Consider the following 25437-nt stretch of genomic DNA (forward strand, 5'->3'; position numbering starts at 1 on the left):
TGACAATCCCGAAGCAAGCCCAAGCAACATCGCTAATTGCTGGGAAAACAGGAGCAGTCGGTGTCCATTGACGTACCCGAGCGTGCCGACCTAGAACAGGTTCGCGGGCGCTGGCGCAACGCGGTTGCCGGTGTGCTGTCCAAGAGCAACCGTACCGACTCAGCACAACTCGGCGATCACCCCGAGCGGCTGCTGGATACCCAGACCGCTGACGGGTTCGCCATCCGGGCCCTCTACACCGCGTTCGACGAGCTCCCGGAGCCGCCGTTGCCGGGCCAGTGGCCCTTTGTGCGCGGCGGAGACCCGCTGCGCGACGTGCATTCCGGCTGGAAGGTCGCCGAGGCGTTTCCCGCCAACGGTGCGACGGCCGACACCAACGCGGCGGTGCTGGCCGCGCTCGGCGAGGGGGTCAGCGCGCTGCTGATCCGGGTGGGGGAGTCGGGTGTGGCGCCTGACCGGCTCACGGCGCTGCTGTCCGGGGTGTATCTGAACCTGGCGCCGGTCATCCTCGACGCCGGCGCCGACTACCGCCCGGCCTGCGACGTCATGCTGGCGCTGGTCGCCCAGCTCGATCCCGGCCAGCGCGACACCCTGTCGATCGACCTGGGCGCCGACCCGCTGACGGCGTCGCTGCGCGATCGTCCCGCCCCGCCGATCGAGGAGGTCGTCGCGGTCGCATCCCGGGCGGCCGGCGAACGTGGGCTTCGTGCGATCACCGTCGATGGACCGGCCTTCCACAACCTGGGCGCGACCGCGGCCACCGAACTCGCGGCCACCGTCGCGGCCGCGGTGGCCTACCTGCGGGTGCTCACCGAATCCGGGCTCGTGGTGAGTGACGCGCTGCGGCAGATCAGCTTCCGGCTCGCCGCCGACGACGACCAGTTCATGACGCTGGCCAAGATGCGGGCTCTACGTCAACTGTGGGCGCGGGTCGCCGAGGTCGTGGGCGACCCGGGTGGCGGCGCGGCCGTCGTGCACGCGGAGACGTCGCTACCGATGATGACCCAGCGTGATCCGTGGGTGAACATGCTGCGCTGCACGCTGGCGGCCTTCGGCGCCGGTGTCGGTGGCGCGGACACCGTGCTGGTGCACCCGTTCGACGTGGCGATTCCCGGCGGCTTTCCCGGCACGGCGGCCGGCTTTGCGCGCCGGATCGCTCGCAACACCCAACTGCTGCTTTTAGAAGAGTCGCATGTCGGCAGGGTGCTCGATCCCGCCGGCGGGTCGTGGTTCGTCGAAGAGCTCACCGACCGGCTGGCTCGGCGCGCCTGGCAGCGTTTCCAGGCCATCGAGGCCCGTGGCGGCTTCGTCGAGGCCCACGACTTCCTGGCCGGCCAGATCGCCGAGTGCGCCGCCCGCCGCGCCGACGACATCGCCCATCGGCGCCTGGCGATCACCGGCGTCAACGAATACCCGAACCTGGGCGAACCCGCGCTGCCGCCCGGTGATCCGACATCGCCGGTGCGCCGCTACGCTGCCGGATTCGAAGCATTGCGCGATCGATCCGATCACCACCTAGCCCGCACTGGCGCACGGCCGCGGGTGCTGTTGCTGCCGTTGGGTCCGCTGGCCGAGCACAACATCCGGACGACCTTCGCCACCAACCTGCTGGCGTCCGGCGGCATCGAGGCGATCGACCCGGGAACGGTTGATGCGGGCACCGTCGGGAATGCCGTTGCCGATGCCGGTTCGCCCAGCGTTGCCGTGATCTGCGGCACCGATGCGCGCTACCGGGACGAGGTTGCCGACATTGTGCAAGCGGCCCGAGCCGCCGGTGTTTCGAGGGTGTACCTCGCGGGTCCCGAGAAGGCGTTGGGAGATGCCGCACACCGGCCCGACGAGTTTTTGACCGCGAAAATCAATGTGGTGCAAGCCTTGTCGAATCTGCTGACGCGGTTGGGGGCCTAGATGACAACCAAGACACCCGTGATCGGCAGCTTCGCCGGCGTTCCGCTGCATAGCGAGCGTGCCGCGCAATCGCCCACAGAGGCCGCGGTGCACACGCATGTCGCCGCCGCCGCGGCGGCGCACGGGTACACGCCCGAACAGTTGGTGTGGCACACGCCGGAAGGCATTGACGTCACACCGGTATACATCGCCGCCGACCGGGCCGCCGCCGAAGCCGAGGGCTACCCGCTGCACAGCTTCCCGGGCGAGCCCCCCTTTGTGCGCGGCCCCTATCCGACGATGTATGTGAACCAGCCGTGGACCATCCGCCAGTACGCCGGGTTTTCCACCGCCGCGGATTCCAATGCGTTTTACCGACGCAACCTGGCCGCCGGCCAGAAGGGGCTGTCGGTGGCCTTCGATCTGGCCACCCACCGCGGCTACGACTCCGACCATCCCCGCGTGCAGGGCGATGTCGGAATGGCCGGTGTGGCAATCGATTCCATTCTCGACATGCGACAGCTGTTCGACGGCATCGACCTGTCGACCGTGAGCGTGTCGATGACGATGAACGGTGCGGTGCTGCCGATCCTGGCGCTGTATGTGGTTGCCGCCGAGGAGCAGGGCGTGGCGCCGGAGCAGCTGGCCGGCACCATCCAGAACGACATCCTCAAAGAGTTCATGGTCCGCAACACCTACATCTATCCGCCGAAGCCGTCGATGCGGATCATCTCCGACATCTTCGCCTACACCAGCGCCAAGATGCCCAAGTTCAACTCCATCTCCATTTCCGGCTATCACATCCAAGAAGCCGGTGCCACGGCGGATTTGGAGCTGGCCTACACCCTGGCCGACGGCGTCGACTACATCAGGGCGGGCCTGAACGCCGGCCTGGACATCGACAGCTTCGCGCCCCGGCTATCGTTCTTCTGGGGCATCGGGATGAATTTCTTTATGGAGGTCGCCAAACTGCGGGCCGGCCGGTTGCTGTGGAGTGAGCTGGTCGCACAGTTCGCGCCCAAGAGCGCCAAATCCCTTTCGCTGCGTACACATTCGCAAACATCGGGGTGGTCGCTGACCGCCCAGGATGTGTTCAACAACGTGGCGCGCACATGCATCGAGGCGATGGCCGCCACCCAGGGGCACACCCAGTCGCTGCACACCAACGCCCTGGACGAGGCGCTGGCGCTGCCCACCGACTTTTCGGCCCGCATCGCGCGCAACACCCAGCTGGTGTTGCAGCAGGAGTCGGGCACCACGCGGCCGATCGACCCGTGGGGGGGCTCCTACTATGTGGAGTGGCTGACCCATCGGCTCGCGCGGCGAGCCCGGGCGCACATCGCCGAGGTCGCTGAACATGGCGGCATGGCGCAGGCCATCAGCGACGGCATCCCCAAGCTGCGCATCGAGGAGGCGGCCGCGCGCACCCAGGCCCGCATCGACTCCGGTCAGCAACCGGTGGTCGGGGTGAACAAATACCAGGTGCCCGAGGACCACGAGATCGAGGTGCTCAAGGTCGAAAACAGCCGGGTGCGCGCCGAGCAGCTGGCCAAACTGCAGCGGCTGCGGGCAGGCCGGGACGAGCCGGCGGTACGGGCCGCGCTGGCCGAGCTGACCCGCGCCGCCGCCGAGCAAGGACGCGCCGGAGCAGACGGGCTGGGCAATAATCTGCTGGCCCTGGCCATCGACGCCGCCCGGGCCCAGGCCACCGTGGGCGAGATCTCCGAAGCGCTGGAGAAGGTGTACGGACGGCACCGGGCCGAGATCCGTACCATTTCCGGGGTCTACCGCGACGAAGTTGGAAAGGCCCCCAACATCGCAGCCGCAACCGAGCTAGTGGAGAAGTTCGCCGAGGCCGACGGCCGCCGGCCCAGGATTCTGATCGCCAAGATGGGCCAGGACGGCCACGACCGCGGGCAGAAGGTGATCGCGACCGCGTTCGCCGACATCGGGTTCGACGTCGACGTGGGGTCGCTGTTTTCCACCCCCGAGGAGGTGGCGCGTCAGGCCGCCGACAACGACGTGCACGTGATCGGGGTGTCCTCGCTGGCCGCCGGCCATCTGACGCTGGTGCCGGCGCTGCGCGACGCGTTGGCGCAGGTGGGCAGGCCCGACATCATGATCGTGGTCGGTGGTGTCATCCCGCCGGGCGACTTCGACGAGCTGTACGCCGCCGGGGCCACCGCCATTTTCCCGCCGGGGACGGTGATTGCCGACGCGGCGATTGACCTGCTGCACAGGCTGGCCGAGCGGCTGGGGTACACGCTGGATTAGCGAGAGGCCCGCGGTGCCGTTTCTGGTTGCATTATCCGGTATCATCTCGGGCGTGCGTGATCATTCGATGACCGTGCGGCTCGACCAGCAAACTCGCCAGCGCCTGCAAGACATTGTGAAAGGCGGATACCGGAGCGCTAATGCGGCGATCGTCGACGCCATCAACAAGCGCTGGGAGGCGCTACACGATGAGCAACTCGACGCCGCCTACGCGGCCGCGATCCATGACAATCCGGCGTACCCGTACGAGTCTGAGGCCGAACGGAGCGCCGCGCGGGCCCGGCGCAACGCCAGGCAGCAGCGCTCGGCACAGTGAACGCGCCGTTGCGTGGTCAGGTCTATCGATGCGACCTCGGATACGGGGCCAAACCGTGGCTCATCGTCTCCAACAACGCCCGCAACCGTCACACCGCCGACGTGGTGGCTGTGCGCCTGACAACAACGCGGAGAACCATACCGACCTGGGTCGCCATGGGCCCCAGCGATCCATTGACCGGATACGTCAACGCGGACAACATCGAGACCCTCGGCAAAGACGAGCTCGGTGACTACCTCGGTGAGGTCACGCCGGCGACGATGAACAAAATCAACACGGCGCTCGCGACCGCGCTGGGGCTACCGTGGCCATGATGGCCGCATCCCACGACGACGACACCGTCGACGGGTTGGCGACGGCCGTGCGCGGCGGTGACCGTGCGGCGCTGCCACGGGCCATCACACTGGTCGAGTCGACCCGCCCCGACCATCGTGAGCAGGCGCAACAGCTGCTGCTGCGATTGCTGCCGGACTCCGGGAACGCCCATCGCGTCGGCATCACCGGGGTCCCGGGGGTGGGCAAGTCGACTGCCATCGAGGCGCTGGGCATGCATCTGATCGAGCGCGGGCATCGGGTGGCGGTGCTGGCGGTCGACCCGTCGTCGACCCGCACGGGTGGATCGATTCTTGGTGATAAAACCCGGATGGCGCGGCTGGCGGTGCACCCGAACGCCTACATCCGGCCGTCCCCGACGTCGGGAACGCTGGGTGGGGTGACGAGGGCCACCCGGGAAACGGTGGTGCTGTTGGAGGCGGCCGGTTTTGATGTGATCCTGATCGAAACCGTCGGGGTGGGCCAGTCCGAGGTCGCGGTGGCCAACATGGTCGACACGTTCGTGTTGCTGACCTTGGCCCGCACCGGTGATCAGTTGCAGGGCATCAAGAAGGGCGTGCTGGAGCTCGCCGACATCGTGGTGGTGAACAAGGCCGACGGGGAGCACCACAAAGAGGCCCGGCTGGCCGCCCGGGAGCTGTCGGCGGCGATCAGATTGATCTATCCTCGCGAAGCACTGTGGCGCCCACCGGTGCTCACCATGAGCGCGGTGGAGGGCAGGGGACTGGCCGAGCTGTGGGACACCGTCGAGCGTCATCGCCAGGTGCTCACCGGGGCCGGCGAATTCGACGCCCGTCGGCGCGATCAGCAGGTCGACTGGACCTGGCAGCTGGTTCGCGACGCCGTCCTGGATCGGGTGTGGTCCAATCCGACGGTGCGCAAGGTCCGCTCCGAGCTCGAGCGTCGGGTCCGCGCCGGCGAACTGACCCCGGCCCTGGCGGCTCAGCAAATACTGGAGATAGCTAACCTAACGGATAGGTAAATAAATCCGTGTTTGCCGATGGTCGCTGCGAAATCCACGTAAGTTCGACCGTGTGATGGTTGACACCGGAGTCGATCACCGCGCGGTTTCGTCCCACGACGGACCGGACGCGGGCCGGCGGGTGTTTGGTGCGGCGGACCCACGCTTTGCGTGCGTCGTTCGAGCCTTTGCCAGCATGTTTCCGGGGCGCCGGTTCGGTGGCGGAGCGCTGGCGGTGTATCTCGACGGGCAGCCGGTCGTCGACGTGTGGAAGGGGTGGGCTGATCGGGCCGGATGGGTGCCGTGGTCGGCGGATTCCGCGCCGATGGTGTTCTCGGCGACCAAGGGCATGACGGCCACGGTCATCCACCGGCTGGCCGACCGGGGGCTGATCGACTACGAAGCTCCCGTTGCCGAGTATTGGCCGGCGTTCGGCGCCAACGGCAAGGCAACCCTGACGGTTCGTGACGTGATGCGACACCAGGCCGGCCTGTCCGGATTGCGTGGCGCGACGCAGCAAGACTTGCTGGATCACGTCGTGATGGAAGAGCGGCTGGCGGCGGCGGTGCCCGGGCGGCTGCTGGGCAAATCCGCCTACCACGCGCTGACGTTCGGTTGGTTGATGTCGGGCCTGGCCAGGGCCGTCACCGGAAAGGACATGCGCCTGCTGTTCCGCGAGGAACTTGCCGAGCCGTTGGACACCGACGGCTTGCACCTGGGTCGGCCGCCGGCCGACGCGCCGACGCGGGTCGCCGAGATCATCATGCCGCAAGATATTGCCGCCAATGCGGTGCTGACCTGTGCGATGCGCCGGCTCGCCCATCGGTTCTCCGGCGGATTTCGCTCCATGTATTTTCCCGGCGCCATCACGGCCGTGCAGGGCGAGGCGCCGTTGCTGGACGCCGAGATACCCGCGGCCAACGGGGTGGCGACGGCGCGAGCGCTGGCGCGGATGTACGGCGCAATCGCCAACGGCGGCGAGATCGACGGCATACGGTTCTTGTCGCGGGAGCTGGTCACGGGCCTGACCCGCAACCGACGGCAAGTTCTGCCGGATCGAAATCTATTGGTGCCCTTAAATTTTCATCTTGGCTATCACGGTATGCCGATCGGCAACGTGATGCCGGGGTTTGGTCATGTGGGCTTGGGCGGCTCGATCGGCTGGACAGACCCGGAGACCGGGGTGGCGTTCGCGCTGGTGCACAACCGGCTGCTGTCACCGTTGGTGATGACCGATCACGCAGGCTTTGTCGGCATCTACCACCTGATCCGGCAGGCCGCCGCCCAGGCGCGCAAGCGTGGTTACCAGCCGGTGACGCCATTCGGGGCGCCGTACTCGGAGCCGGGAGCCGCGGCGGGCTAATCTGCCCGCCTAATCGGCCTGCCGGCAGCGGCGCTCGGCGCCACGGTGTCGCGATGCTTCCCGGATGCCGACCTAGCTCGCGGTTTTGGTCGCGATGACGATGTCCTGGAAGCTTGGGTGTGGTTCCCGGCCACTCCATGAGCCGTAGTGCAATGGCTCGTGCACGGCGAGGCCGAACTTGCCATAGACATCCCTGACGAAGGTCTCCGGCAAGCCGATTGCTTCTTCGGGCCGCTTCTTGTGGATTGTCCGATAACCCGGTCCCTCATGCTGGAAGTTGTGCGCACTCTTTCCTTCCGCGATGTGGGCTAGCGACTCGTCATTGAGCAAGAAGTACGTGCACAGGCATCGTCCGCCGGGCTTCAGCACGCGGGAGATCTCGTCCAGATAGTGCTCCACGTCCGGCGGAAACATGTGGGTGAACACCGAGGTAAGAAACACCACATCGAACGACGCATCCGGATATGGAAAGCGAAAGTCTAGTGACTGGTATTTCCCTTTCGGGTTGTACAGCGAGTTGTAGATGTCGGAGACCTCGAACTGGAAGTTGGGGTGCGCCGAGGTGATGTGCTCCTGGCACCACGCGATGGCTTTCTGCGAGATATCGAAGCCGGCGTAGCGTCCCTCGCTGTTCAGATAGCCGGTGAGCGGCAACGCCATCCGCCCCGAGCCGCAGCCGACGTCGAGCACCGCTTCGTCCGGCTGCAGCCCACACAGGTCGACCAGATACCCGACGAATTCAGCACCGACTTCCTTGTAGGCGCCGCCGACGAATTGTCGCAGGGATTTTGGAGGCAGCGCCTCGGCGGAGCCACCGTCGGCTGAACCGCGTTTCGAGCGCGTCAGGATGTTCTGGAAAAGTCGCTTAATGATGCACCTCAGTTATCGGCCGCGCTTGAAGGTTCAGGAATCCTCCAGGCGGAAGCCGACTTTCATAGTCACCTGGAAGTGCGCGACCGCTCCGTCGACCAGGTGGCCTCGAATTGACTGTACTTCGAACCAGTCCAGCGCGCGCATGGTCTGCGCAGCTCGGGCCAGACCGCCCTGGATTGCCGCGTCGACGCCGTCGGGCGAGGTCCCGACGATCTCGATCACTCGGTAGGTGTGATTGCTCATCGTGTCCCCTCACATTCTTTTACCCGCTCTTACCGGCCAGCGGCACACCAGAATAGTCCGGTGCCATCGGGGGAGCCCTCTACGGCCGGTCACTTTGAGCACTTGCCGCGCGGCAGCTTCGGCCGGATTCTCTCCGTCCTCAATGCCGCTGCCGACCATCATCCACGTGAGTTGCTCGTCGTCGGGATTGCGACCTTCGACCAGAAGCGCCCGGCGGTGGGGGTCGATGAGCACGACCCGGGTGGTGCGGCGACGCCGGCGGTGGTCATCAACTACGAGAGCCGGTCGTCGGCTGGCGGCACCATCGGCCATTCAACAACGTCACAGGTAGCGTGCTGTTTGTATCAGCAGCCGAAACGCCCAGCGCTCCGGCCGACCAAGGCGGCAGCGACGACCGCAGCGACAACCTGGATCGAACGAGTCCAAAACCGCCGCGGACGCCACTCGGCCCTCGTATGATCCCGAGGAGATACCCTACGGGGTGGATTGGGGATGGATCGGCGATGCGCCTCTCGATCGTAACGACTATGTACATGTCAGAGCCTTACGTGCTGGAGTTCTACAGGAGAGCGCGCGCGGCGGCGGACAAAATCACGCCTGACGTCGAGATCATCTTCGTGGATGACGGCTCGCCGGACGCAGCGCTCCAGCAGGCCGTCTCGCTGCTCGACAGCGACCCCTGTGTTCGGGTAATTCAGCTTTCGCGAAATTTCGGCCACCACAAAGCGATGATGACCGGCCTGGCGCACGCCACGGGGGATCTCGTCTTTCTGATCGACTCAGACTTGGAAGAGGACCCGGCTCTCCTAGAGCCGTTCTATGAAAAGCTGATCTCGACGGGCGCCGACGTAGTATTTGGTTGCCACGCGCGGCGGCCCGGCGGTTGGTTGAGGAATTTCGGACCGAAAATCCATTATCGGGCGTCCGCCCTGCTGTGTGACCCCCCGCTTCATGAAAATACTCTCACCGTGCGGCTGATGACAGCCGACTATGTACGCAGCTTGGTCCAGCACCAGGAGCGTGAACTTTCGATTGCCGGTCTGTGGCAGATTACTGGTTTTTACCAGGTGCCCATGTCCGTAAACAAGGCATGGAAAGGAACGACCACATACACGTTTAGGCGTAAAGTAGCGACACTGGTCGACAATGTCACTTCATTTAGCAACAAACCTCTAGTCTTCATTTTCTATCTTGGTGCGGCCATTTTTATTATTTCAAGCTCGGCCGCGGGCTATCTGATCATCGATCGAATTTTCTTTCGCGCTCTGCAAGCGGGGTGGGCATCCGTGATCGTATCCATCTGGATGCTGGGGGGTGTGACGATTTTCTGCATAGGGCTGGTCGGAATTTATGTATCCAAAGTCTTCATCGAAACTAAGCAGCGGCCATACACAATTATCCGAAGAATCTACGGTTCGGATTTAACAACCCGGGAGCCATCCTCTCTGAAGACCGCCTTCCCGGCCGCGCACCTGTCGAACGGGAAACGCGTCACATCAGAGCCAGAGGGATTGGCAACTGGCAACAGGTGAATAAGCGTAGCATGATTCCTGTAAAGGTTGAAAACAATACTTCGCTCGATCAGGTGCAAGACGCTCTTAATTGCGTCGGGTACGCGGTTGTAGAAGATGTGCTTGATGAGGCGTCACTGGCAGCGACCCGTGATCGCATGTATCGTGTACAGGAGCGGATTCTTACCGAGATTGGCAAAGAGCGGCTGGCAAGGGCCGGTGAGCTCGGTGTTCTTCGACTCATGATGAAGTATGACCCTCATTTCTTTACCTTTCTTGAAATCCCCGAAGTCCTAAGCATCGTTGATCGTGTGCTATCTGAAACGGCCATCTTACATCTGCAGAATGGCTTTATCCTTCCGTCCTTCCCGCCCTTCTCCACGCCGGACGTTTTTCAGAATGCGTTCCACCAAGACTTTCCCAGGGTTCTGTCCGGTTACATTGCCTCCGTCAATATTATGTTCGCCATCGATCCCTTTACACGAGACACCGGCGCAACGCTCGTAGTGCCGGGGAGCCACCAGCGCATAGAGAAACCGGACCATACCTACCTCGCGCGCAATGCCGTTCCCGTTCAATGCGCGGCGGGCTCGTTGTTCGTTTTTGACTCTACGCTTTGGCATGCGGCTGGCCGAAACACCTCCGGCAAAGACCGCTTGGCCATAAATCATCAGTTTACGCGCTCGTTTTTCAAGCAGCAGATCGACTACGTCCGCGCGCTGGGCGACGCCGTGGTTCTGGAGCAGCCTGCGCGTACTCAGCAACTGCTCGGATGGTACAGTCGAGTGGTTACCAATCTGGACGAGTATTACCAGCCGCCGGACAAGCGATTGTATCGGAAGGGGCAAGGCTAGTTTTGCGAGAATTCCGTTGCGCCTATTTGAAAGCCCGACATGAAACGATCGCTTTTAAGCGCATATGTCTGTTCTGCAAAAATGTCTAATTTTTCCGATAAAGGTTGGTGGGAAAGCTCGATGCGTGCCGTGTTTTGTAGGTGGCCGGATGATCCACTTAGACAGGCCGTGGAAGCAGAATTTGCGCGTCCCGATGGCGTTGCGGTGGCGTAATGGCCTGGCGAAAGCTCGGGAGAATTTTTGCTCCGTCGGGCGAACTCGACTGGTCGCGAAGTCATGCCGCGCTACCGGTTCCTGAATGGATCGAGGGTGATATTTTCCGCATCTATTTCAGCGGCCGCGATGGTCAGAATCGTTCCAGTATCGGTAGCGTGATCGTCGATCTCGCCGTGGGCGGCAAGATTCTGGACATTCCGGCGGAGCCGATTTTGCGCCCCGGCGCTCGAGGAATGTTTGACGACTGTGGGGTGTCAATCGGATCGATTGTGCGTGCCGGCGATACGCGACTTTTGTACTACACGGGCTGGAATCTCGCTGTCACCGTGCCCTGGAAAAACACCATAGGCGTGGCGATTAGCGAAGCAGGTGCACCATTCGAGCGATGGTCTACTTTTCCCGTCGTTGCGCTGGACGAGCGTGATCCATTCTCGCTTTCTTATCCCTGGGTCATCCAAGATGGAGGGACATACCGTATGTGGTATGGCTCAAATCTAGGCTGGGGAGAGGGCACCGACGAGATACCTCACGTGATCAGGTATGCGCAATCAAGGGACGGTGTCCACTGGGAAAAGCAGGATCGCGTGCATATCGACACAAGCGGATCCGACAATAGCGCGGCCTGTAGGCCGTGCGTCGTCCGCGATGCGGGAGTATACAGAATGTGGTTTTGCGCTCGCGGTGCGAAATATCGGATTTACTGCGCTACATCGGAGGATGGTTTGACTTGGCGGCAACTCGGCAAAGATGAGGGCATCGACGTTTCGCCAGATAGCTGGGACTCGGATATGATCGAGTATCCTTGCGTGTTCGATCACAGGGGACAGCGCTTTATGCTTTATTCAGGCGATGGCTACGGTCGCACCGGGTTCGGTTTGGCGGTGCTGGAGAACTGATCAGGGCTGACAATAGATGTTTAGCGGCTGATGATGCGCTTCCCGCTCGAATAGGCTGAGACCATTATTGCCGCGGTAGCGATGATTTCCCGGATTATCGTCGTCGCCGCGATCACTCACTGCTCGTCGAGGCCCTTTAAGGGCTTCATTGTATCCTTCGCACTGCTTATCTTCATGCGCGCAACGTCAGGATGCGCGTGAGCGCCTCGACAACGCGGCTCTGATCTACCTCCTGAAGTCCAACCCACATCGGCAGACGGATTAGGCGGGAAGCCACGTCGTTGGTGACGGTCAGGTTGCCATTGGTGCGGCCGTAGCGACGCCCGGCCGGCGAATCGTGAAGCGGCACGTAATGAAAGACCGCGCCTATACCTTCGCTCGTCAGACGCGCCAGCACCTCCTCCCGATCGGCGCTGGGCGCTAGTAACACGTAGTACATGTGGGCGTTGTGAGAGCAGCCCTGTGGGATGATCGGACGGCGCAGGAGCCCCCGCTGTTCCAATGATTCGAAGCTTTCATGATACCGGTTCCATAGGTCCAATCGGATACGCGTGATCCGCTCGGCTTCCTCGAACTGAGCCCATAGAAAGGCAGCGACTAATTCGCTGGGCAAATAGGAAGACCCTTTGTCCTGCCACGTATATTTGTCGACCTCGTTGCGAAGGAAGCGGCTGCGATTGGTGCCCTTTTCCCTGAGAATCTCTGCCCGGAGCAGGAAGTCTTCTGAGTTGACAAGCAGGGCGCCGCCTTCGCCGGAAATCACATTCTTGGTCTCGTGAAATGAGAGCGCTCCCAGGTCGCCGATGCTGCCGAGCGCCCGCCCACGATACGACGCCATCGCGCCTTGGGCCGCGTCTTCGACCACCGCCAGGTTGTGGTGCGTGGCGATCTTCATGATCGCGTCCATCTCGCAGGCCACGCCGGCATAGTGAACGGGGACGATGGCCTTGGTTCGCGGGGTGATGGCGTCTACGATGCGAGTTTCATCAATGTTGAGCGTGTCGGGCCGAATATCGACAAAGACTGGCACACCACCGCGCAACACGAAGGCGTTGGCGGTAGAGACAAAGGTGTATGACGGCAGTATGACTTCGTCCCCCTCCTCTATGTCCAGAAGCAGCGCCATCATTTCCAGCGCGGCGGTGCATGAGGGGGTGAGTAGTGCCTTGCGACAACCGGTCTGCTGTTCGAGCCATGCATGGCTACGCCGGGTGAAGGGACCATCGCCGGCCAGGTGGCCGCAAGAATGCGCTTCGGCGATGTACGCGAGCTCCCGGCCGGTCATGTACGGCCGATTGAATGGAACTTTGTGATCTGACACTCGACGCCAACTTCTCAAATCATCGAACAGGGCGCTGAAGTGTTCGGTGATCGGGGTCGAACATCCACCAGAATTCTCCTTGTGGCCGGCGGATCCCTAGCCTTTTCAGGTATCCCAACATGCCTTCACTATTTCTTCATATCTTCCGCAACTCCGTGCTGGGCACCGGACGGCGCTCCGTCTTGGTTCCTATATAGACACCATCCGCGTCAGCGTCGCCAAGGAGTAGGGCGCCCGCTCCGACCACACACCGTGAACCGATGGTGATATGGTCGCGTAGCGTTGCATTGACGCCAATGAAAGATTGCTCCTCTATTACCACGCCACCGGATACGACGATATGAGACGCTAGAAAACAGTGATCGTGAATCGTCGAGTGATGGCCGATATGATTGCCGCTCCACAATGTGACGTTGTTGCCAATCGATACGAATGGCTGGATAGTGTTGTCTTCAAGCAGGAAGACATTTTCACCGATCCGCCCATCGTTCAAGACGGTAGCGTGGGAGCTCACATAGCTGGCGAGTTCATAGCCGAGAGCCTTAGCGGCAAGATATTTTTCCTTCCGCACACCGTTCAGTTTGGCGTAGGCCAGCGCCACGAACATCGCGTGGGACTCCGGCGGAAAGCGTTGTGCGACCTCGTCGAAGGCCACTAAAGGCAGGCCGCAAAACTCGGACACGCTTGCATAGTCTCGGTCGACTGTGAACGCGACGACCTCATATTCCGAATCCCTTGTGAAGTAGTAATGTGCGAGCTGAGCGATGTCGCCGCTCCCAAAAATTACCAATGGTTTGGTCATGACGCCTTCCTAACCAGAATTGTGAATTCATACAAGCCGTAGTCGTGCAGAAGCGCAACACTCTTGGAGTACCTGCGCTTGCAGAGATCAAATAGGGCGCATGGGTCAGCATAGTACAGGTCGTCGCGCATCTTTGATGCATCGGAATAAGATGTCAGGCAATTAAAAGAGAAGCCACGGCGACTCGCGGCATTCAGCATGTCGAGCGTCGCTTCGATGTGAGCGCACCATTCCGTGTCCAACGATTTCAGACGAACATTGAATATTCCACTCGCGACGCTATAGTCCGCCTCCCGATCTATGCGCGCCGCGCAGATGAAGTCTGCGTTCGCCCGACCTTCGAAACGTAGTGCGGCCGCGCGCACCATTTCGGGGGAGACGTCGATGCCGGTGTAATCAGTTTTGAAGCCACGCGCATCTAGGTAGTCCAGTAGAGCCCCATAGCCACAGCCTAGATCGTTGATCGAAAATGGGTCCGCCGCATTGACAATGCGCACCAGCTGGTCAAAGCGCAACGCCTGCCCGGCTTCGCCGTTCCAATCGACGCCGCGCGCGGTGGTGCCGTGTGCTTCGAGTTTCGATGCGTAGTAACGGGCCACGTCAGCGAGCATGGTCGTTGCGTCTTCCGCCATGAAGCTGCCTCACGATTTGTGTGTGTGGGCGTCGGTGCGTGGGTCCGAGACTATACCTTCAACAGTTGCATGCCGAGGCTGCGGCGGGCAATGACCCAAAAACCCGCCGGCACGGTTCGCGGAGCAAGGAAGCGTGGAGACGATAGATAATTTCACTGGCGACAGTACCTCAAATAGTCCGGAGCCTCGGCTCCTACGTTAAAGAGCAGATCCAGAATCGACACGGCGGGCTCGAACCCTCCCCACAATTGCTTATAATCGCGGTAGCCGTCATAATCGAACCAAGTTACCCGGATGCTAAGTTCGTCGAACACGCGTTCATCGACATACGAACGGGCTGAGGGGCCAGAGACATATTCGGTCGCTGCGGCCTGTTGGCAGAGGTTGGCCAGTCTCTCGGTCTTGCCGTCGGCTAATTCGTAATCCCACGAATTTGCCAGTCGCGTGCTGATACCGAGATAACTGCAAATCGCATTCAATAGACGCCTGTTGAGTAAGGAAAGATTCGTGTGCTGTTCTTCGAGGTAAATCGGCGCGAGCCAGTCAGCGATCTCCGCAAAATGAGCGGCCGCACTGTAGTTGAATTCTAGTGCCCGCCAGTGCGCTTTCGCCCAATCGGTGCCGTCGATCAGCGTCTCACGTATCTTTTGATGGAAACGTCCCTTCACCTGGACGGGAACAGTTATCCACTGTAACCCCTGGCTCGTTTTGATCCGATTTCTGTTTCGCCAATCACGCTTGGTATATTGCATGTCATCATAGATGATGAATTCATCGACGAATGCAATCAGGTCAAAATATCCTCGCCAAGGTATGTAATTTGATTGAACAATCGCGACTTTCTTCAACGCGGTGTCTCCAATTTAGAATAACAAATACGTCGCGCCCGCGACAGCTCCGCCGGAGCGAGTTCAAGCGATTCTGCGACATATTCAATATGGTGCTCGGGAAGGCCAGGATGGGCCGCGACCCGGGGCGTCCGGTGCGCGATGAACGTCGCATCGTCTCCTGTGAGATAATTGCATCCGATCATATAGGGCTGGCTGCGGCTAGGTTGCTGGCAAAAAGATATCGCGGCCGATCCGTTTCTGGTCTTGTCTTGATGATCAAATCCGCTTCCGTTCACGAGATCGATTCCTGGTCTTCCCCCAGCGTCGCGATATCGATAGGTGTCGCGCTTTGTTCGTACCCGCACTACGCGGCGGCGAGAACCTCGCCACCGAATCGGGATTGGGGGGAGGATACCACTCGGTCGAGGCCCGTCACCGGCCTTCTAGCGGGTTGACCATCAGTGTTTGCAGGGCCCTATCCCGGTATGGCGCACCACGGGATCGGCAGCGTTCCGGTTGCTGGCGTGGTACCTCGTTGTGGCGCCGTGGTCCATGTCGATTGAGTGCGTGGATCAGTGTAAACCGTTGCGCGCCATGTTCTGTAGGCACTGGTTCGGGTTGTGGTTAGGCTGCACGGTTGGCAGGTTACCAACCACTGAGCCCCTGGGCGGATGTGAGCTCGGACTCCGCCTATGGGGTGTAATTTTGGCAGATTGGGCCGGGTCCCCGTGGTGAGGACTCCTCAACCGGATTGGGTAAGCATGAGGTGGTGCTGGCAGCGGTGTCCTGGTCGCTCTCCCGAGTAGGCCCGTTGTGACTGTCATGTGGGCGAGCGGGTTTGCGCGCGTAGGAGACGATGATTACTACGCACGTGACCAACCACAAGAACGGTGCCCATGTCACCGTGGTGAAAACGAGTGGCGTGGTACCGACTACCCCTTTGGCTCCCAGCTGTCCATAGAGCGGCACGTAGAACGGCTGGCCCGGGACCGCGACGTTGACGATGCTCAGCGCCACGGCCAAACTCACGCAGACGCCGACCGCGCGGCGGCGGTCTCCATGGGCTGCGAGTTGGTCGAATATCCCAGCACCAGGAGGCCCGTTGGGGTCTCGGGCTACCAGTGCAGCGATTGGCAAGACGAAAACGAGATAGTAGAAGGCGACGTCCGCGGGGGAGAAGGTGGCGGTGGCGAGCAACACAATCCCCACCATGACAGGCGGGATACGGCGTCCGAGCGCCAGCACGGAGACCACGACTATGACTAGGACAGCAAACCCGATCTGCGTTCGCGGACCAGTGAGGAAACCCTCTGGGATCTTGCCCGATTGATAGTTCTTGATGCTATCGGGGATCAGCAGGAGTGCCTTGCCAAAGGACACGTTCCGCGGGTCTCGAAGCCCTCCGAACGAACTATTGAACTTGATGATGCCGTGGATCGACTGTGCGATCGTCCCCGGGAAGCCTCGTGGCCACAACAGAAAGGCTGCGATATTGGACACCACCACACCGGTGATCCCGATACCAGCCCACCGCCATTGTCGAGCCGCCAACAACACCACGCCGAGAACGACGAACTGCGGCTTTACCAGGACGGCCAAGATCACCGTGATGGTGGCGAGGCCCCACCGCTGTCGGGACAACGCCACGAAGTAAGCCAGCGCGATCGGTACCACGAACCCTGTCGAGTTGCCTCGATCGATGACCCCCCACGCCGGGATGGCCGCGGCGCCCAGTGTCACGAAGATGACCACTCGCTCCAGACCACGTGCCCCCCGGGCCGCCCAGATGGCGGGAGATATGACCGCCATCGTTAGGGCGACCAGGTAACAGATCAGCCCCAAGCGCGGCGCACCCAGCCAATGGCTGGGTAGTCCGAAAATCGCATACGGTATGCGGGCGGGGGCCCATGCAGCAACCGCGGTCGGCTGGTAATCGGCGGGTAGCGAGATCAGGTAGTCCGCGGGATTGGGTTGAATCCCGGCGGCGGCGACCATGGCGTAGTCGCTGAAGCAGTGCCGACCGATATTCATGCCCCAATCAAGCCAACAGTCCCCAGGGACTACCAAAAGAGTGGAAAAGACGTCGACCGCGTACCACTGACTGAGGGCGTACGCCGTCGCCGCCGAAATCACCGACGCCAGCAGGATGGTGCCGAGCATGAGGGTGCGCTCGGATTGGGAGCCGATCGCCCAGAGCCGCTCCCGGCTCGCGGTCACGGCACCGCGCAACACCTCCGGGGGTCGCTTCATCTGGATTCTCCTCGGTTCTGCGCGAAACGGTAGCAGAGCGCCATGGTTGCCAACGCGGTCGCCGGGCAGTCTAGACCGGATCTTCCTCGTGGCAACCGACAACAGGACGTCGTTGCCGAAAGGGCGCTGGGCACCGACATCTAGGATGAACCCACAGCCACGCCCCGACGTTATGCCATGGCGAAGAGCGACCGACAGGAGCGGGAACCCAGTGAAGCGAGCGCTCATCACCGGAATCACAGGACCGGACGGCTCGTATCTCGCTAAGCTCCCGCTGAAGGGATATGTGGCCGCTGGTAGCCCGGCCGAGGTCTATTTCTGCTGGGCGACACGGAATTATCGCGAATTGTATGGGTTGCTCGCGGTCAACAGCATCTGGTTCAATCACGAATCACCGCGTCACGGCGAGACATTCATGACTCGTAATCCTGCACCATATCGCGGTCGGCAACGAGGCGCTGATCGATGCGCAGACGCTGATGCGCCGGCCCACCCGGATAGGTATCAGTATTGGGGCGTTCCGGCCAGCGTACGAGGCGTGATCGACCGCGCAATGGGTGTTTGCGTTGAGTAATAATCTGAACCGTGTGAACGCATGCATGGATGGATTCCTTGCCCGTATCCGCTCACATGTTGATGCGCACGCGCCAGAATTGCGTTCACTGTTCGATACGATGGCGGCCGAGGCCCGATTTGCACGCGACTGGCTGTCCGAGGACCTCGCGCGGTTGCCTGTCGGTGCAGCATTGCTGGAAGTGGGCGGGGGGGTACTTCTGCTCAGCTGTCAACTGGCGGCGGAGGGATTTGACATCACCGCCATCGAGCCGACGGGTGAAGGTTTTGGCAAGTTCAGACAGCTTGGCGACATCGTGCTGGAATTGGCTGCAGCACGACCCACCATCGCGCCATGCAAGGCGGAAGACTTTATTTCCGAGAAGCGGTTCGACTTCGCCTTCTCGCTGAATGTGATGGAGCACATCGACCTTCCGGATGAGGCAGTCAGGCGGGTATCGGAAGTGCTGAAACCGGGGGCCAGTTACCACTTCCTGTGCCCGAATTACGTATTCCCGTACGAACCGCATTTCAATATCCCAACATTCTTCACCAAAGAGCTGACATGCCGGGTGATGCGACATCGCATCGAGGGCAATACGGGCATGGATGACCCGAAGGGAGTCTGGCGTTCGCTCAACTGGATTACGGTTCCCAAGGTGAAACGCTTTGCGGCGAAGGATGCGACGCTGACCTTGCGCTTCCACCGTGCAATGTTGGTATGGATGCTGGAACGCGCGCTGACGGATAAGGAATTCGCTGGTCGCCGGGCACAATGGATGGTCGCTGCTATTCGCGCGGCGGTGAAATTGCGTGTGCATCATCTGGCAGGCTATGTTCCCGCTACGCTGCAGCCCATCATGGATGTGCGGCTAACGAAGAGGTAATGACATGGCGCAAGCGACATCGGGCATTCGCGCGGCACTTTCGCAACCTGCTGTGTATGAGGCGTATCAGCGGATTGCGGGCGCTAAAAGGGGGCTTGCGTGGATCACAACCGACCCCATCCAGTCGTTGCCAGGCATGCGTACTCTCGACCTCGGTTGCTGGCCAGCGGTGATACACAGCTCCCCGCCAGTGGACGTGACATGTACGAGAGACGGCATGAGCGCGGAATGTGCGACCGTGCCGTCGAGATGACCGACGTCGGCGCTACGGCAGCCCCCACCGGACCTATCGCGCGGGGCAGCGTCGCTCGGGTCGGCGCGGCGACCGCGTTGGCCGTTGCCTGCGTCTACACGGTCATCTATCTGGCGGCCCGCGACCTACCCCCGGCTTGTTTTTCGATATTCGCGGTGTTTTGGGGGGCGCTCGGCATTGCCACCGGCGCCACCCACGGCCTCCTGCAAGAAACGACCCGCGAGGTCCGCTGGGTGCGCTCCACCCAAATAGTTGCGGGCCATCGTACCCATCCGCTGCGGGTGGCCGGGATGATTGGCACCGTCGCGGCCGTCGTAATCGCGGGTAGCTCACCGCTGTGGAGCCGACAGCTATTCGTCGAGGGGCGCTGGCTGTCCGTGGGGCTACTCAGCGTTGGGGTGGCCGGGTTCTGCGCGCAGGCGACCCTGCTGGGCGCGCTGGCCGGCGTCGACCGGTGGACACAGTACGGGTCACTGATGGTGACCGACGCGGTCATCCGGTTGGCGGTCGCCGCGGCAGCGGTTGTGATCGGATGGGGTCTGGCCGGGTACTTGTGGGCCGCCACCGCGGGAGCGGTGGCGTGGCTGCTCATGCTGATGGCCTCGCCCACCGCGCGCAGCGCGGCCAGCCTGCTGACGCCCGGGGGAATCGCCACGTTCGTGCGCGGTGCCGCTCATTCGATAACCGCCGCGGGTGCCAGCGCGATTCTGGTAATGGGTTTCCCAGTGTTGCTCAAAGTGACCTCCGACCAGTTAGGGGCAAAGGGCGGAGCGGTCATCCTGGCTGTGACCTTGACGCGTGCGCCGCTTCTGGTCCCACTGAGCGCGATGCAAGGCAACCTGATCGCGCATTTCGTCGACCGGCGCACCCAACGGCTTCGGGCGCTGATCGCACCGGCGCTGGTCGTCGGCGGCATCGGTGCGGTCGGGATGTTGGCCGCAGGGCTTACCGGTCCCTGGTTGCTGCGTGTTGGATTCGGCCCCGACTACCAAACTGGCGGGGCGTTGCTGGCCTGGTTGACGGCAGCGGCGGTAGCTATCGCCATGCTGACGCTGACCGGCGCCGCCGCGGTCGCGGCCGCACTGCACCGGGCGTATTTGCTGGGCTGGGTCAGCGCGACGGTGGCGTCGACGCTGTTGCTGCTGCTGCCGATGCCGCTGGAGACGCGCACCGTGATCGCGCTGTTGTTCGGTCCAACGGTGGGAATCGCCATCCATGTGGCCGCGTTGGCGCGGCGACCCGACTGATTTGTGCCCCAGGTCGACAAATCACGCCGTCTCGTCAGTGAGCACTCCGTCCTCGGGTCCGATCCTTCCAGGAGACGTTGCAACCTGATTTGGCTCAAATTGGTGCGCACCGAGGGTCGGGCACATCGTAGGGTCGCAACAGTCACATGTGTCACTGCACCGGGCGACACCCGATGTCCCGGCTCTCAGCGACAGCTGTCTGACCTGTGGTTTTGTTCCCAAGTTGGTCGTGGCTGTGCGGGATTGGAGGTGGCGTGGGGGTCGCGTCGTATGGATTCTCCTCCTCGGTTCCGCGCGAAACGGCCGCAGGCGCAATGGTCACCAACTTGGCCGCGGTGGAGTCTAGCCTCACATTTTCCTGGTCGCCCCCGACAACCAGGAGGTCGCTGCAGAACGGGCGTTCCCTACCCACATCTACTATGAAGCGACAGCGGCGCCCCGCTGTGATGGCTGAGCATGACCGACAGAGGCGGGAAGACAGTGAAGCGAGCGCTCATCACCGGAATCACCGGACAGGACGGCTCGTATCTCGCCGAACTGCTGCTGGCCAAGGGGTATGAGGTTCACGGGCTCATCCGGCGCGCTTCGACGTTCAACACCTCGCGGATCGATCACCTCTACGTCGACCCGCACCAACCGGGCGCGCGGCTGTTTCTGCACTATGGTGACCTGATCGACGGAACCCGGTTGGTGACCCTGCTGAGCACCATCGAACCCGACGAGGTGTACAACCTGGCGGCGCAGTCACACGTGCGGGTGAGCTTCGACGAACCCGTGCACACCGGTGACACCACCGGCATGGGATCCATGCGACTGCTGGAAGCCGTTCGGCTCTCTCGGGTGCACTGCCGCTTCTATCAGGCGTCCTCGTCGGAGATGTTCGGCGCCTCGCCGCCACCGCAGAACGAGCTGACACCGTTCTACCCGCGGTCACCGTATGGCGCCGCCAAGGTCTATTCGTACTGGGCGACCCGCAATTATCGCGAAGCGTACGGATTGTTCGCCGTTAACGGCATCTTGTTCAATCACGAATCACCGCGGCGCGGTGAGACGTTCGTGACCCGAAAGATCACCAGGGCCGTGGCACGCATCAAGGCCGGTATCCAGTCCGAGGTCTATATGGGCAATCTGGATGCGGTCCGCGACTGGGGGTACGCGCCCGAATACGTCGACGGCATGTGGCGGATGCTGCAGACCGACGAGCCCGACGACTTCGTTTTGGCGACCGGGCGCGGTTTCACCGTGCGTGAGTTCGCGCGGGCCGCGTTCGAGCATGCCGGTTTGGACTGGCAGCAGTACGTGAAATTCGACCAACGCTATCTGCGGCCCACCGAGGTGGATTCGCTGATCGGCGACGCGACCAAGGCTGCCGAATTGCTGGGCTGGAGGGCTTCGGTGCACACTGACGAGTTGGCTCGGATCATGGTCGACGCGGACATGGCGGCGCTGGAGTGCGAAGGCAAGCCGTGGATCGACAAGCCGATGATCGCCGGCCGGACATGAACGCGCACACCTCGGTCGGCCCGCTTGACCGCGCGGCCCGGGTCTACATCGCCGGGCATCGCGGCCTGGTCGGGTCCGCGCTGCTACGCACGTTTGCGGGCGCGGGGTTCACCAACCTGCTGGTGCGGTCACGCGCCGAGCTTGATCTGACGGATCGGGCCGCGACGTTCGACTTCGTTCTCGAGTCGAGGCCGCAGGTCGTCATCGACGCGGCGGCCCGGGTCGGCGGCATCCTGGCCAACGACACCTACCCGGCCGATTTCCTGTCGGAAAACCTCCAGATCCAGGTCAACCTGCTGGATGCCGCCGTGGCGGCGCGGGTGCCGCGGCTGCTGTTCCTGGGCTCGTCGTGCATCTACCCGAAACTCGCCCCGCAGCCGATCCCGGAGAGCGCGCTGCTCACCGGTCCGTTGGAGCCGACCAACGACGCGTACGCGATCGCCAAAATCGCCGGCATCCTTGCGGTCCAGGCGGTGCGCCGCCAACATGGCCTGCCGTGGATCTCGGCGATGCCCACCAACCTGTACGGGCCAGGCGACAACTTTTCGCCGTCCGGCTCGCATCTGCTGCCGGCACTCATCCGCCGCTATGACGAGGCCAAAGCCAGTGGCGCGCCCAACGTGACCAACTGGGGCACCGGCACGCCCCGACGGGAGTTGCTGCACGTCGACGACCTGGCGAGCGCATGCCTGTATCTGCTGGAACATTTCGACGGGCCGACCCATGTCAACGTGGGAACCGGCATCGACCACACCATCGGCGAGATCGCCGAGATGGTCGCCTCGGCGGTAGGCTATAGCGGCGAAACCCGCTGGGATCCAAGCAAACCGGACGGAACACCACGCAAACTGCTGGATGTTTCGGTGCTACGGGAGGCGGGATGGCGGCCTTCGATCGCGCTACCCGACGGAATTGAGGCGACAGTGGCGTGGTATCGCGAGCACGCGGGAACGGTTCGGCAATGAGCGGGCTGGCCCGTCGCGCTCGGAACATCCTGCGTCGCAACGGCCTCGACGTGTCGCGCTACTTTCCCGAACTGGATTGGGAACGCAACTTCATGCGCCAACTGCAATCGCATCGGGTCAGTGTCGTGCTCGATGTCGGCGCCAATTCGGGGCAGTACGCCAGGGGTCTGCGCGGCGCGGGCTTCGCGGGCCGCATCGTCTCGTTCGAGCCGCTGCCCGGGCCCTTTGCCGGCTTGCAGCGAAGCGCCTCCACGGACCCGTTGTGGGAATGCCGGCGCTGTGCGCTGGGCGATGTCGATGGAACCATCTCGATCAACGTCGCCGGCAACGAGGGCGCCAGCAGTTCCGTCTTGCCGATGTTGAAACGACATCAGGACGCCTTTCCACCAGCCAACTACGTGGGCGCCCAACGGGTGCCGATACATCGACTCGATTCCGTGGCCGCAGACGTTCTGCGGCCCAACGATATTGCGTTCTTGAAGATCGACGTTCAAGGCTTCGAGAAGCAGGTGATCGCGGGTGGCGATTCAACGGTGCACGACCGATGCGTCGGCATGCAGCTCGAGCTGTCTTTCCAGCCGTTGTACGAGGGTGGCATGCTCATCCGCGAGGCGCTCGATCTCGTGGATTCGTTGGGCTTTACGCTCTCGGGATTGCAACCCGGTTTCACCGACCCCCGCAACGGTCGAATGCTGCAGGCCGATGGCATCTTCTTCCGGGGCAGCGATTGACGCGCCGGCGCGTCAATCTATTTCGACATTCGCGTGAAGACGTTTTCCCAGAATCGACTGTTGTAGGCGTAGAATTCCCGGCCGCGTAGGTAGGCATGTGATATTCGCCTTCCCCCGAACGGGTAGCGGCGATGAAGGTCGCCCATGCGGCGCAGATCACCGAAGACCGCGCTTGGTTCCCGGTGCGAGCCGACGCCCGTGGTGTCGAACTCGCACAGCACACACCGAATCGTGACCGGCTCGCATACCAGCGCGGCCCGCAATATGAATTCCTGGTCGGCGGCGATCCCGAAATCAAGGTCGTAGCCACCGATCTTGGCCACCAGCGACGATCCGAAGAACGATGCTTGATGCGGAACAACCTGCTTGCCGGCCAGGAATTTGCGCAGGCTGAAAGGTATCGGGCCGCGCACCCGATCGAGCCCGACGAGACGATCCATCCCGAAGCCCCACAATTCGGACACCGGTCCCTTGCCGGATAGCGCCTCCACGGCCTGGGCTACCACGTCGGGCCCGGAAAAACGATCGGCGGAGTGCAAGAACCACAACAGATCACCCGATGCGTGCGCGATGCCCTGGTTCATCGCGTCGTACCGCCCGCCGTCGGGCTCGGACTGCCAATACGCGAAGCCTGGCTCACACCCGGACAGGTATGCCACCACGTCGTCGCCGCTGCCACCGTCGATTACGATGTGCTCGATGCGTCCCCGGTAGCGTTGCGCCCGCACACTTTTCACCGTGCGCTGCAACCCGTCGAGGTCGTTGAACGAGATCGTTATCACCGAGACGGTCGGAGCAGACGTCACCGAGTTCCCCTAGGTTGCTGGCGGCGATTGTGGATCACCGGGTCTTGATACCGATGAAGGTGCCTCGAAGATTCGCCGCATAGGAACCTCCGAGCAACGACTCGGCGATGCTTGGTTCCAAGTTGTCGTACTCCTCCATCACCAGGTCGAAGCCGACGTCTTTCATGGCCTGAAGTAGGTGCTCGCGTTGAATCCAGAATGACCGGCGATTGTCCCAGGACGCCCATTTTGCGGTGTCGCGCTGGCCAAACGACCGGTCGTCGGAAAACTCGGTAAACCACCTACCGGGAAGTCCCTCATGTTCGGTGGGCGCCGAGAGCATGAACTTCACCGGCGCCGGCCGCCGCAGCAACCGATCGGTCAATTGTCGTGCCGTCGTGGGCAACCGGAGCCATTTATCGCTCCGGTTGATGATCGAGAAGTGCGTCTGGAGAATCAGCAGCTTGTTCGTTACCGACGAGAGGGTTTCCAGGTATTGCTTCGGATTCTCCAGGTGGTAGAAGAGGCCGCAGCAGAAGACGGTATCGAAGAGCCCGTGGTTGGCGATGTTGAGGGCGTTGTCGTGGACGAACCGGAGATTCGGCAGGTTGGTCTTCGATTTGATGTAGTTGCAGGCCGCCATGTTCAGCTCGCGAACCTCGATCCCGAGGACCTGAAATCCCATGCGCGCGAAACCGACCGCGTACCCGCCTTCCAAGCAGCCGACATCGGCCAGGCGTAGGTGGCTCTTGTCCCCGGGAAAGACGGTTTCCAGAATCCCGCGCGCCGAGATGAACCAGGACGATTCGTCTAACGTGCGCGAGGACTCCGGTATCGTCAAGGTTCCGTCGTCGAGGCGAACGTTGTGGGCGGTGAATTGTACCGCGCCGGCCGAATGTTCCTGTGCCATCACTTGGTTAGCCCCTTCGGCTGGTCCTGGGTTTGTCGACAT

General features: G+C 62.2%; 25 protein-coding genes and 1 pseudogene. 16 read left to right on the forward strand and 10 right to left on the reverse strand.

The window, feature by feature from the left end; translation table 11 throughout:
* Positions 1-60 precede the first annotated feature (60 nt).
* Genes mutA through lipL form a run of 6 tightly spaced genes read left to right on the forward strand, consistent with a single transcriptional unit; the run spans position 61 to position 7134 of the window.
* On the forward strand, positions 61-1908 hold the full coding sequence (gene mutA / locus MCAN_RS07945; RefSeq protein ID WP_003407585.1) for a methylmalonyl-CoA mutase small subunit: 1848 nt from the start codon (positions 61-63) through the stop codon (positions 1906-1908).
* Positions 1909-4161 carry a methylmalonyl-CoA mutase gene (scpA, locus tag MCAN_RS07950; RefSeq protein WP_003407587.1) on the forward strand — a complete coding sequence of 751 codons (2253 nt, stop codon included), beginning with the start codon at positions 1909-1911 and terminating at the stop codon, positions 4159-4161. It abuts the gene before it with no gap.
* 13 nt (positions 4162-4174) lie between these two features.
* Positions 4175-4477 (forward strand): type II toxin-antitoxin system antitoxin MazE4, encoded by a 303-nt coding sequence (mazE4, locus tag MCAN_RS07955; RefSeq protein WP_003900349.1) that lies wholly within the window; start codon positions 4175-4177, stop codon positions 4475-4477.
* Positions 4474-4791 (forward strand): type II toxin-antitoxin system toxin endoribonuclease MazF4, encoded by a 318-nt coding sequence (gene mazF4 / locus MCAN_RS07960; protein ID WP_003407593.1) that lies wholly within the window; start codon positions 4474-4476, stop codon positions 4789-4791. The genes mazE4 and mazF4 overlap by 4 nt, the downstream gene beginning before the upstream one ends.
* On the forward strand, positions 4788-5792 hold the full coding sequence (gene meaB / locus MCAN_RS07965; RefSeq protein ID WP_003407596.1) for a methylmalonyl Co-A mutase-associated GTPase MeaB: 1005 nt from the start codon (positions 4788-4790) through the stop codon (positions 5790-5792). Before mazF4 ends, meaB begins: the two co-directional genes overlap by 4 nt.
* A 52-nt stretch (positions 5793-5844) precedes the next feature.
* Positions 5845-7134, forward strand: coding sequence for an esterase/beta-lactamase LipL (gene lipL, locus MCAN_RS07970; RefSeq protein WP_014000797.1), 1290 nt, complete (start codon positions 5845-5847; stop codon positions 7132-7134).
* 72 nt (positions 7135-7206) lie between these two features.
* Here the strand turns inward: lipL and MCAN_RS07975 are convergent, their stop codons facing one another.
* The 3 genes from MCAN_RS07975 to MCAN_RS24115 are packed head-to-tail and all read right to left on the reverse strand — an operon-like array spanning position 7207 to position 8562.
* Positions 7207-7983, reverse strand: coding sequence for a class I SAM-dependent methyltransferase (locus MCAN_RS07975; protein WP_309509547.1), 777 nt, complete (start codon positions 7981-7983; stop codon positions 7207-7209).
* A gap of 54 nt (positions 7984-8037) precedes the next feature.
* Positions 8038-8250, reverse strand: a complete 213-nt coding sequence (locus MCAN_RS07980) for a dodecin (protein ID WP_003898900.1) — start codon at positions 8248-8250, stop codon at positions 8038-8040.
* Between the two features lie 9 nt (positions 8251-8259).
* Positions 8260-8562 (reverse strand): NUDIX domain-containing protein, encoded by a 303-nt coding sequence (locus tag MCAN_RS24115; RefSeq protein WP_003407610.1) that lies wholly within the window; start codon positions 8560-8562, stop codon positions 8260-8262.
* A 191-nt stretch (positions 8563-8753) separates the two neighbouring features.
* Here MCAN_RS24115 and losA point away from each other — a divergent pair, with 191 nt between their 5' ends.
* From losA to MCAN_RS08000, 3 genes are all read left to right on the forward strand, one after another.
* Positions 8754-9782: a glycosyltransferase LosA gene (gene losA, locus MCAN_RS07990; protein WP_003407612.1), complete on the forward strand. Its 1029-nt coding sequence runs from the start codon at positions 8754-8756 to the stop codon at positions 9780-9782.
* 11 nt (positions 9783-9793) lie between these two features.
* Positions 9794-10615, forward strand: coding sequence for a phytanoyl-CoA dioxygenase family protein (locus tag MCAN_RS07995; RefSeq protein WP_003898901.1), 822 nt, complete (start codon positions 9794-9796; stop codon positions 10613-10615).
* 212 nt (positions 10616-10827) lie between these two features.
* Complete coding sequence (locus MCAN_RS08000) at positions 10828-11727, forward strand: glycoside hydrolase family protein (RefSeq protein ID WP_003407616.1); 900 nt, start codon at positions 10828-10830, stop codon at positions 11725-11727.
* 172 nt (positions 11728-11899) lie between these two features.
* Here the strand turns inward: MCAN_RS08000 and rffA are convergent, their stop codons facing one another.
* The 4 genes from rffA to MCAN_RS08020 form a co-directional block, all read right to left on the reverse strand.
* Positions 11900-13048 (reverse strand): dTDP-4-amino-4,6-dideoxygalactose transaminase, encoded by a 1149-nt coding sequence (gene rffA / locus MCAN_RS08005; RefSeq protein WP_003903480.1) that lies wholly within the window; start codon positions 13046-13048, stop codon positions 11900-11902.
* Positions 13049-13184: 136 nt separating this feature from the next.
* Positions 13185-13850, reverse strand: coding sequence for an acetyltransferase (locus tag MCAN_RS08010; RefSeq protein WP_003407619.1), 666 nt, complete (start codon positions 13848-13850; stop codon positions 13185-13187).
* On the reverse strand, positions 13847-14482 hold the full coding sequence (locus tag MCAN_RS08015) for a class I SAM-dependent methyltransferase (protein ID WP_017351437.1): 636 nt from the start codon (positions 14480-14482) through the stop codon (positions 13847-13849). The genes MCAN_RS08010 and MCAN_RS08015 overlap by 4 nt, the downstream gene beginning before the upstream one ends.
* Positions 14483-14634: 152 nt before the next feature.
* Positions 14635-15330 (reverse strand): WbqC family protein, encoded by a 696-nt coding sequence (locus tag MCAN_RS08020; protein WP_003407623.1) that lies wholly within the window; start codon positions 15328-15330, stop codon positions 14635-14637.
* On the opposite strand from MCAN_RS08020, the gene MCAN_RS08025 reads away from it, so the two are divergent.
* Positions 15264-15767: a hypothetical protein gene (locus MCAN_RS08025; RefSeq protein WP_014000799.1), complete on the forward strand. Its 504-nt coding sequence runs from the start codon at positions 15264-15266 to the stop codon at positions 15765-15767. The genes MCAN_RS08020 and MCAN_RS08025 overlap by 67 nt on opposite strands.
* 235 nt (positions 15768-16002) lie before the next feature.
* Here MCAN_RS08025 and MCAN_RS08030 read toward each other — a convergent pair whose 3' ends face one another.
* Entirely contained in the window at positions 16003-17802 is a 1800-nt protein-coding gene (locus MCAN_RS08030; protein ID WP_014000800.1) for a glycosyltransferase 87 family protein, read from the reverse strand.
* A 64-nt stretch (positions 17803-17866) separates the two neighbouring features.
* Between MCAN_RS08030 and MCAN_RS23515 the strand changes: the two are divergent.
* The 6 genes and pseudogenes from MCAN_RS23515 to MCAN_RS08060 all read left to right on the forward strand — a co-directional run.
* Positions 17867-17986: pseudogene (locus MCAN_RS23515) on the forward strand (GDP-mannose 4,6-dehydratase); the annotation flags it as partial.
* 133 nt (positions 17987-18119) lie between these two features.
* Positions 18120-19001, forward strand: coding sequence for a class I SAM-dependent methyltransferase (locus tag MCAN_RS08040; protein WP_014000801.1), 882 nt, complete (start codon positions 18120-18122; stop codon positions 18999-19001).
* Positions 19002-19202: 201 nt separating this feature from the next.
* On the forward strand, positions 19203-20501 hold the full coding sequence (locus MCAN_RS08045) for a hypothetical protein (protein ID WP_003901183.1): 1299 nt from the start codon (positions 19203-19205) through the stop codon (positions 20499-20501).
* Between the two features lie 480 nt (positions 20502-20981).
* Complete coding sequence (gene gmd / locus MCAN_RS08050; protein ID WP_014000802.1) at positions 20982-22004, forward strand: GDP-mannose 4,6-dehydratase; 1023 nt, start codon at positions 20982-20984, stop codon at positions 22002-22004.
* Complete coding sequence (locus MCAN_RS08055; protein ID WP_014000803.1) at positions 22001-22969, forward strand: GDP-L-fucose synthase family protein; 969 nt, start codon at positions 22001-22003, stop codon at positions 22967-22969. Before gmd ends, MCAN_RS08055 begins: the two co-directional genes overlap by 4 nt.
* Positions 22966-23700 (forward strand): FkbM family methyltransferase, encoded by a 735-nt coding sequence (locus MCAN_RS08060; RefSeq protein WP_014000804.1) that lies wholly within the window; start codon positions 22966-22968, stop codon positions 23698-23700. The genes MCAN_RS08055 and MCAN_RS08060 overlap by 4 nt, the downstream gene beginning before the upstream one ends.
* Before the next feature lie 17 nt (positions 23701-23717).
* On the opposite strand, the gene MCAN_RS08065 is transcribed toward MCAN_RS08060, so the two are convergent.
* Both MCAN_RS08065 and MCAN_RS08070 read right to left on the reverse strand, forming a co-directional pair.
* On the reverse strand, positions 23718-24506 hold the full coding sequence (locus MCAN_RS08065; protein ID WP_003407650.1) for a glycosyltransferase family 2 protein: 789 nt from the start codon (positions 24504-24506) through the stop codon (positions 23718-23720).
* A 34-nt stretch (positions 24507-24540) separates the two neighbouring features.
* Entirely contained in the window at positions 24541-25437 is an 897-nt protein-coding gene (locus MCAN_RS08070; protein ID WP_014000805.1) for a class I SAM-dependent methyltransferase, read from the reverse strand.

Origin of the sequence: Mycobacterium canetti CIPT 140010059, from assembly GCF_000253375.1 — a bacterium.
In the GTDB taxonomy this organism is placed as follows: Bacteria; Actinomycetota; Actinomycetes; order Mycobacteriales; family Mycobacteriaceae; genus Mycobacterium; species Mycobacterium tuberculosis.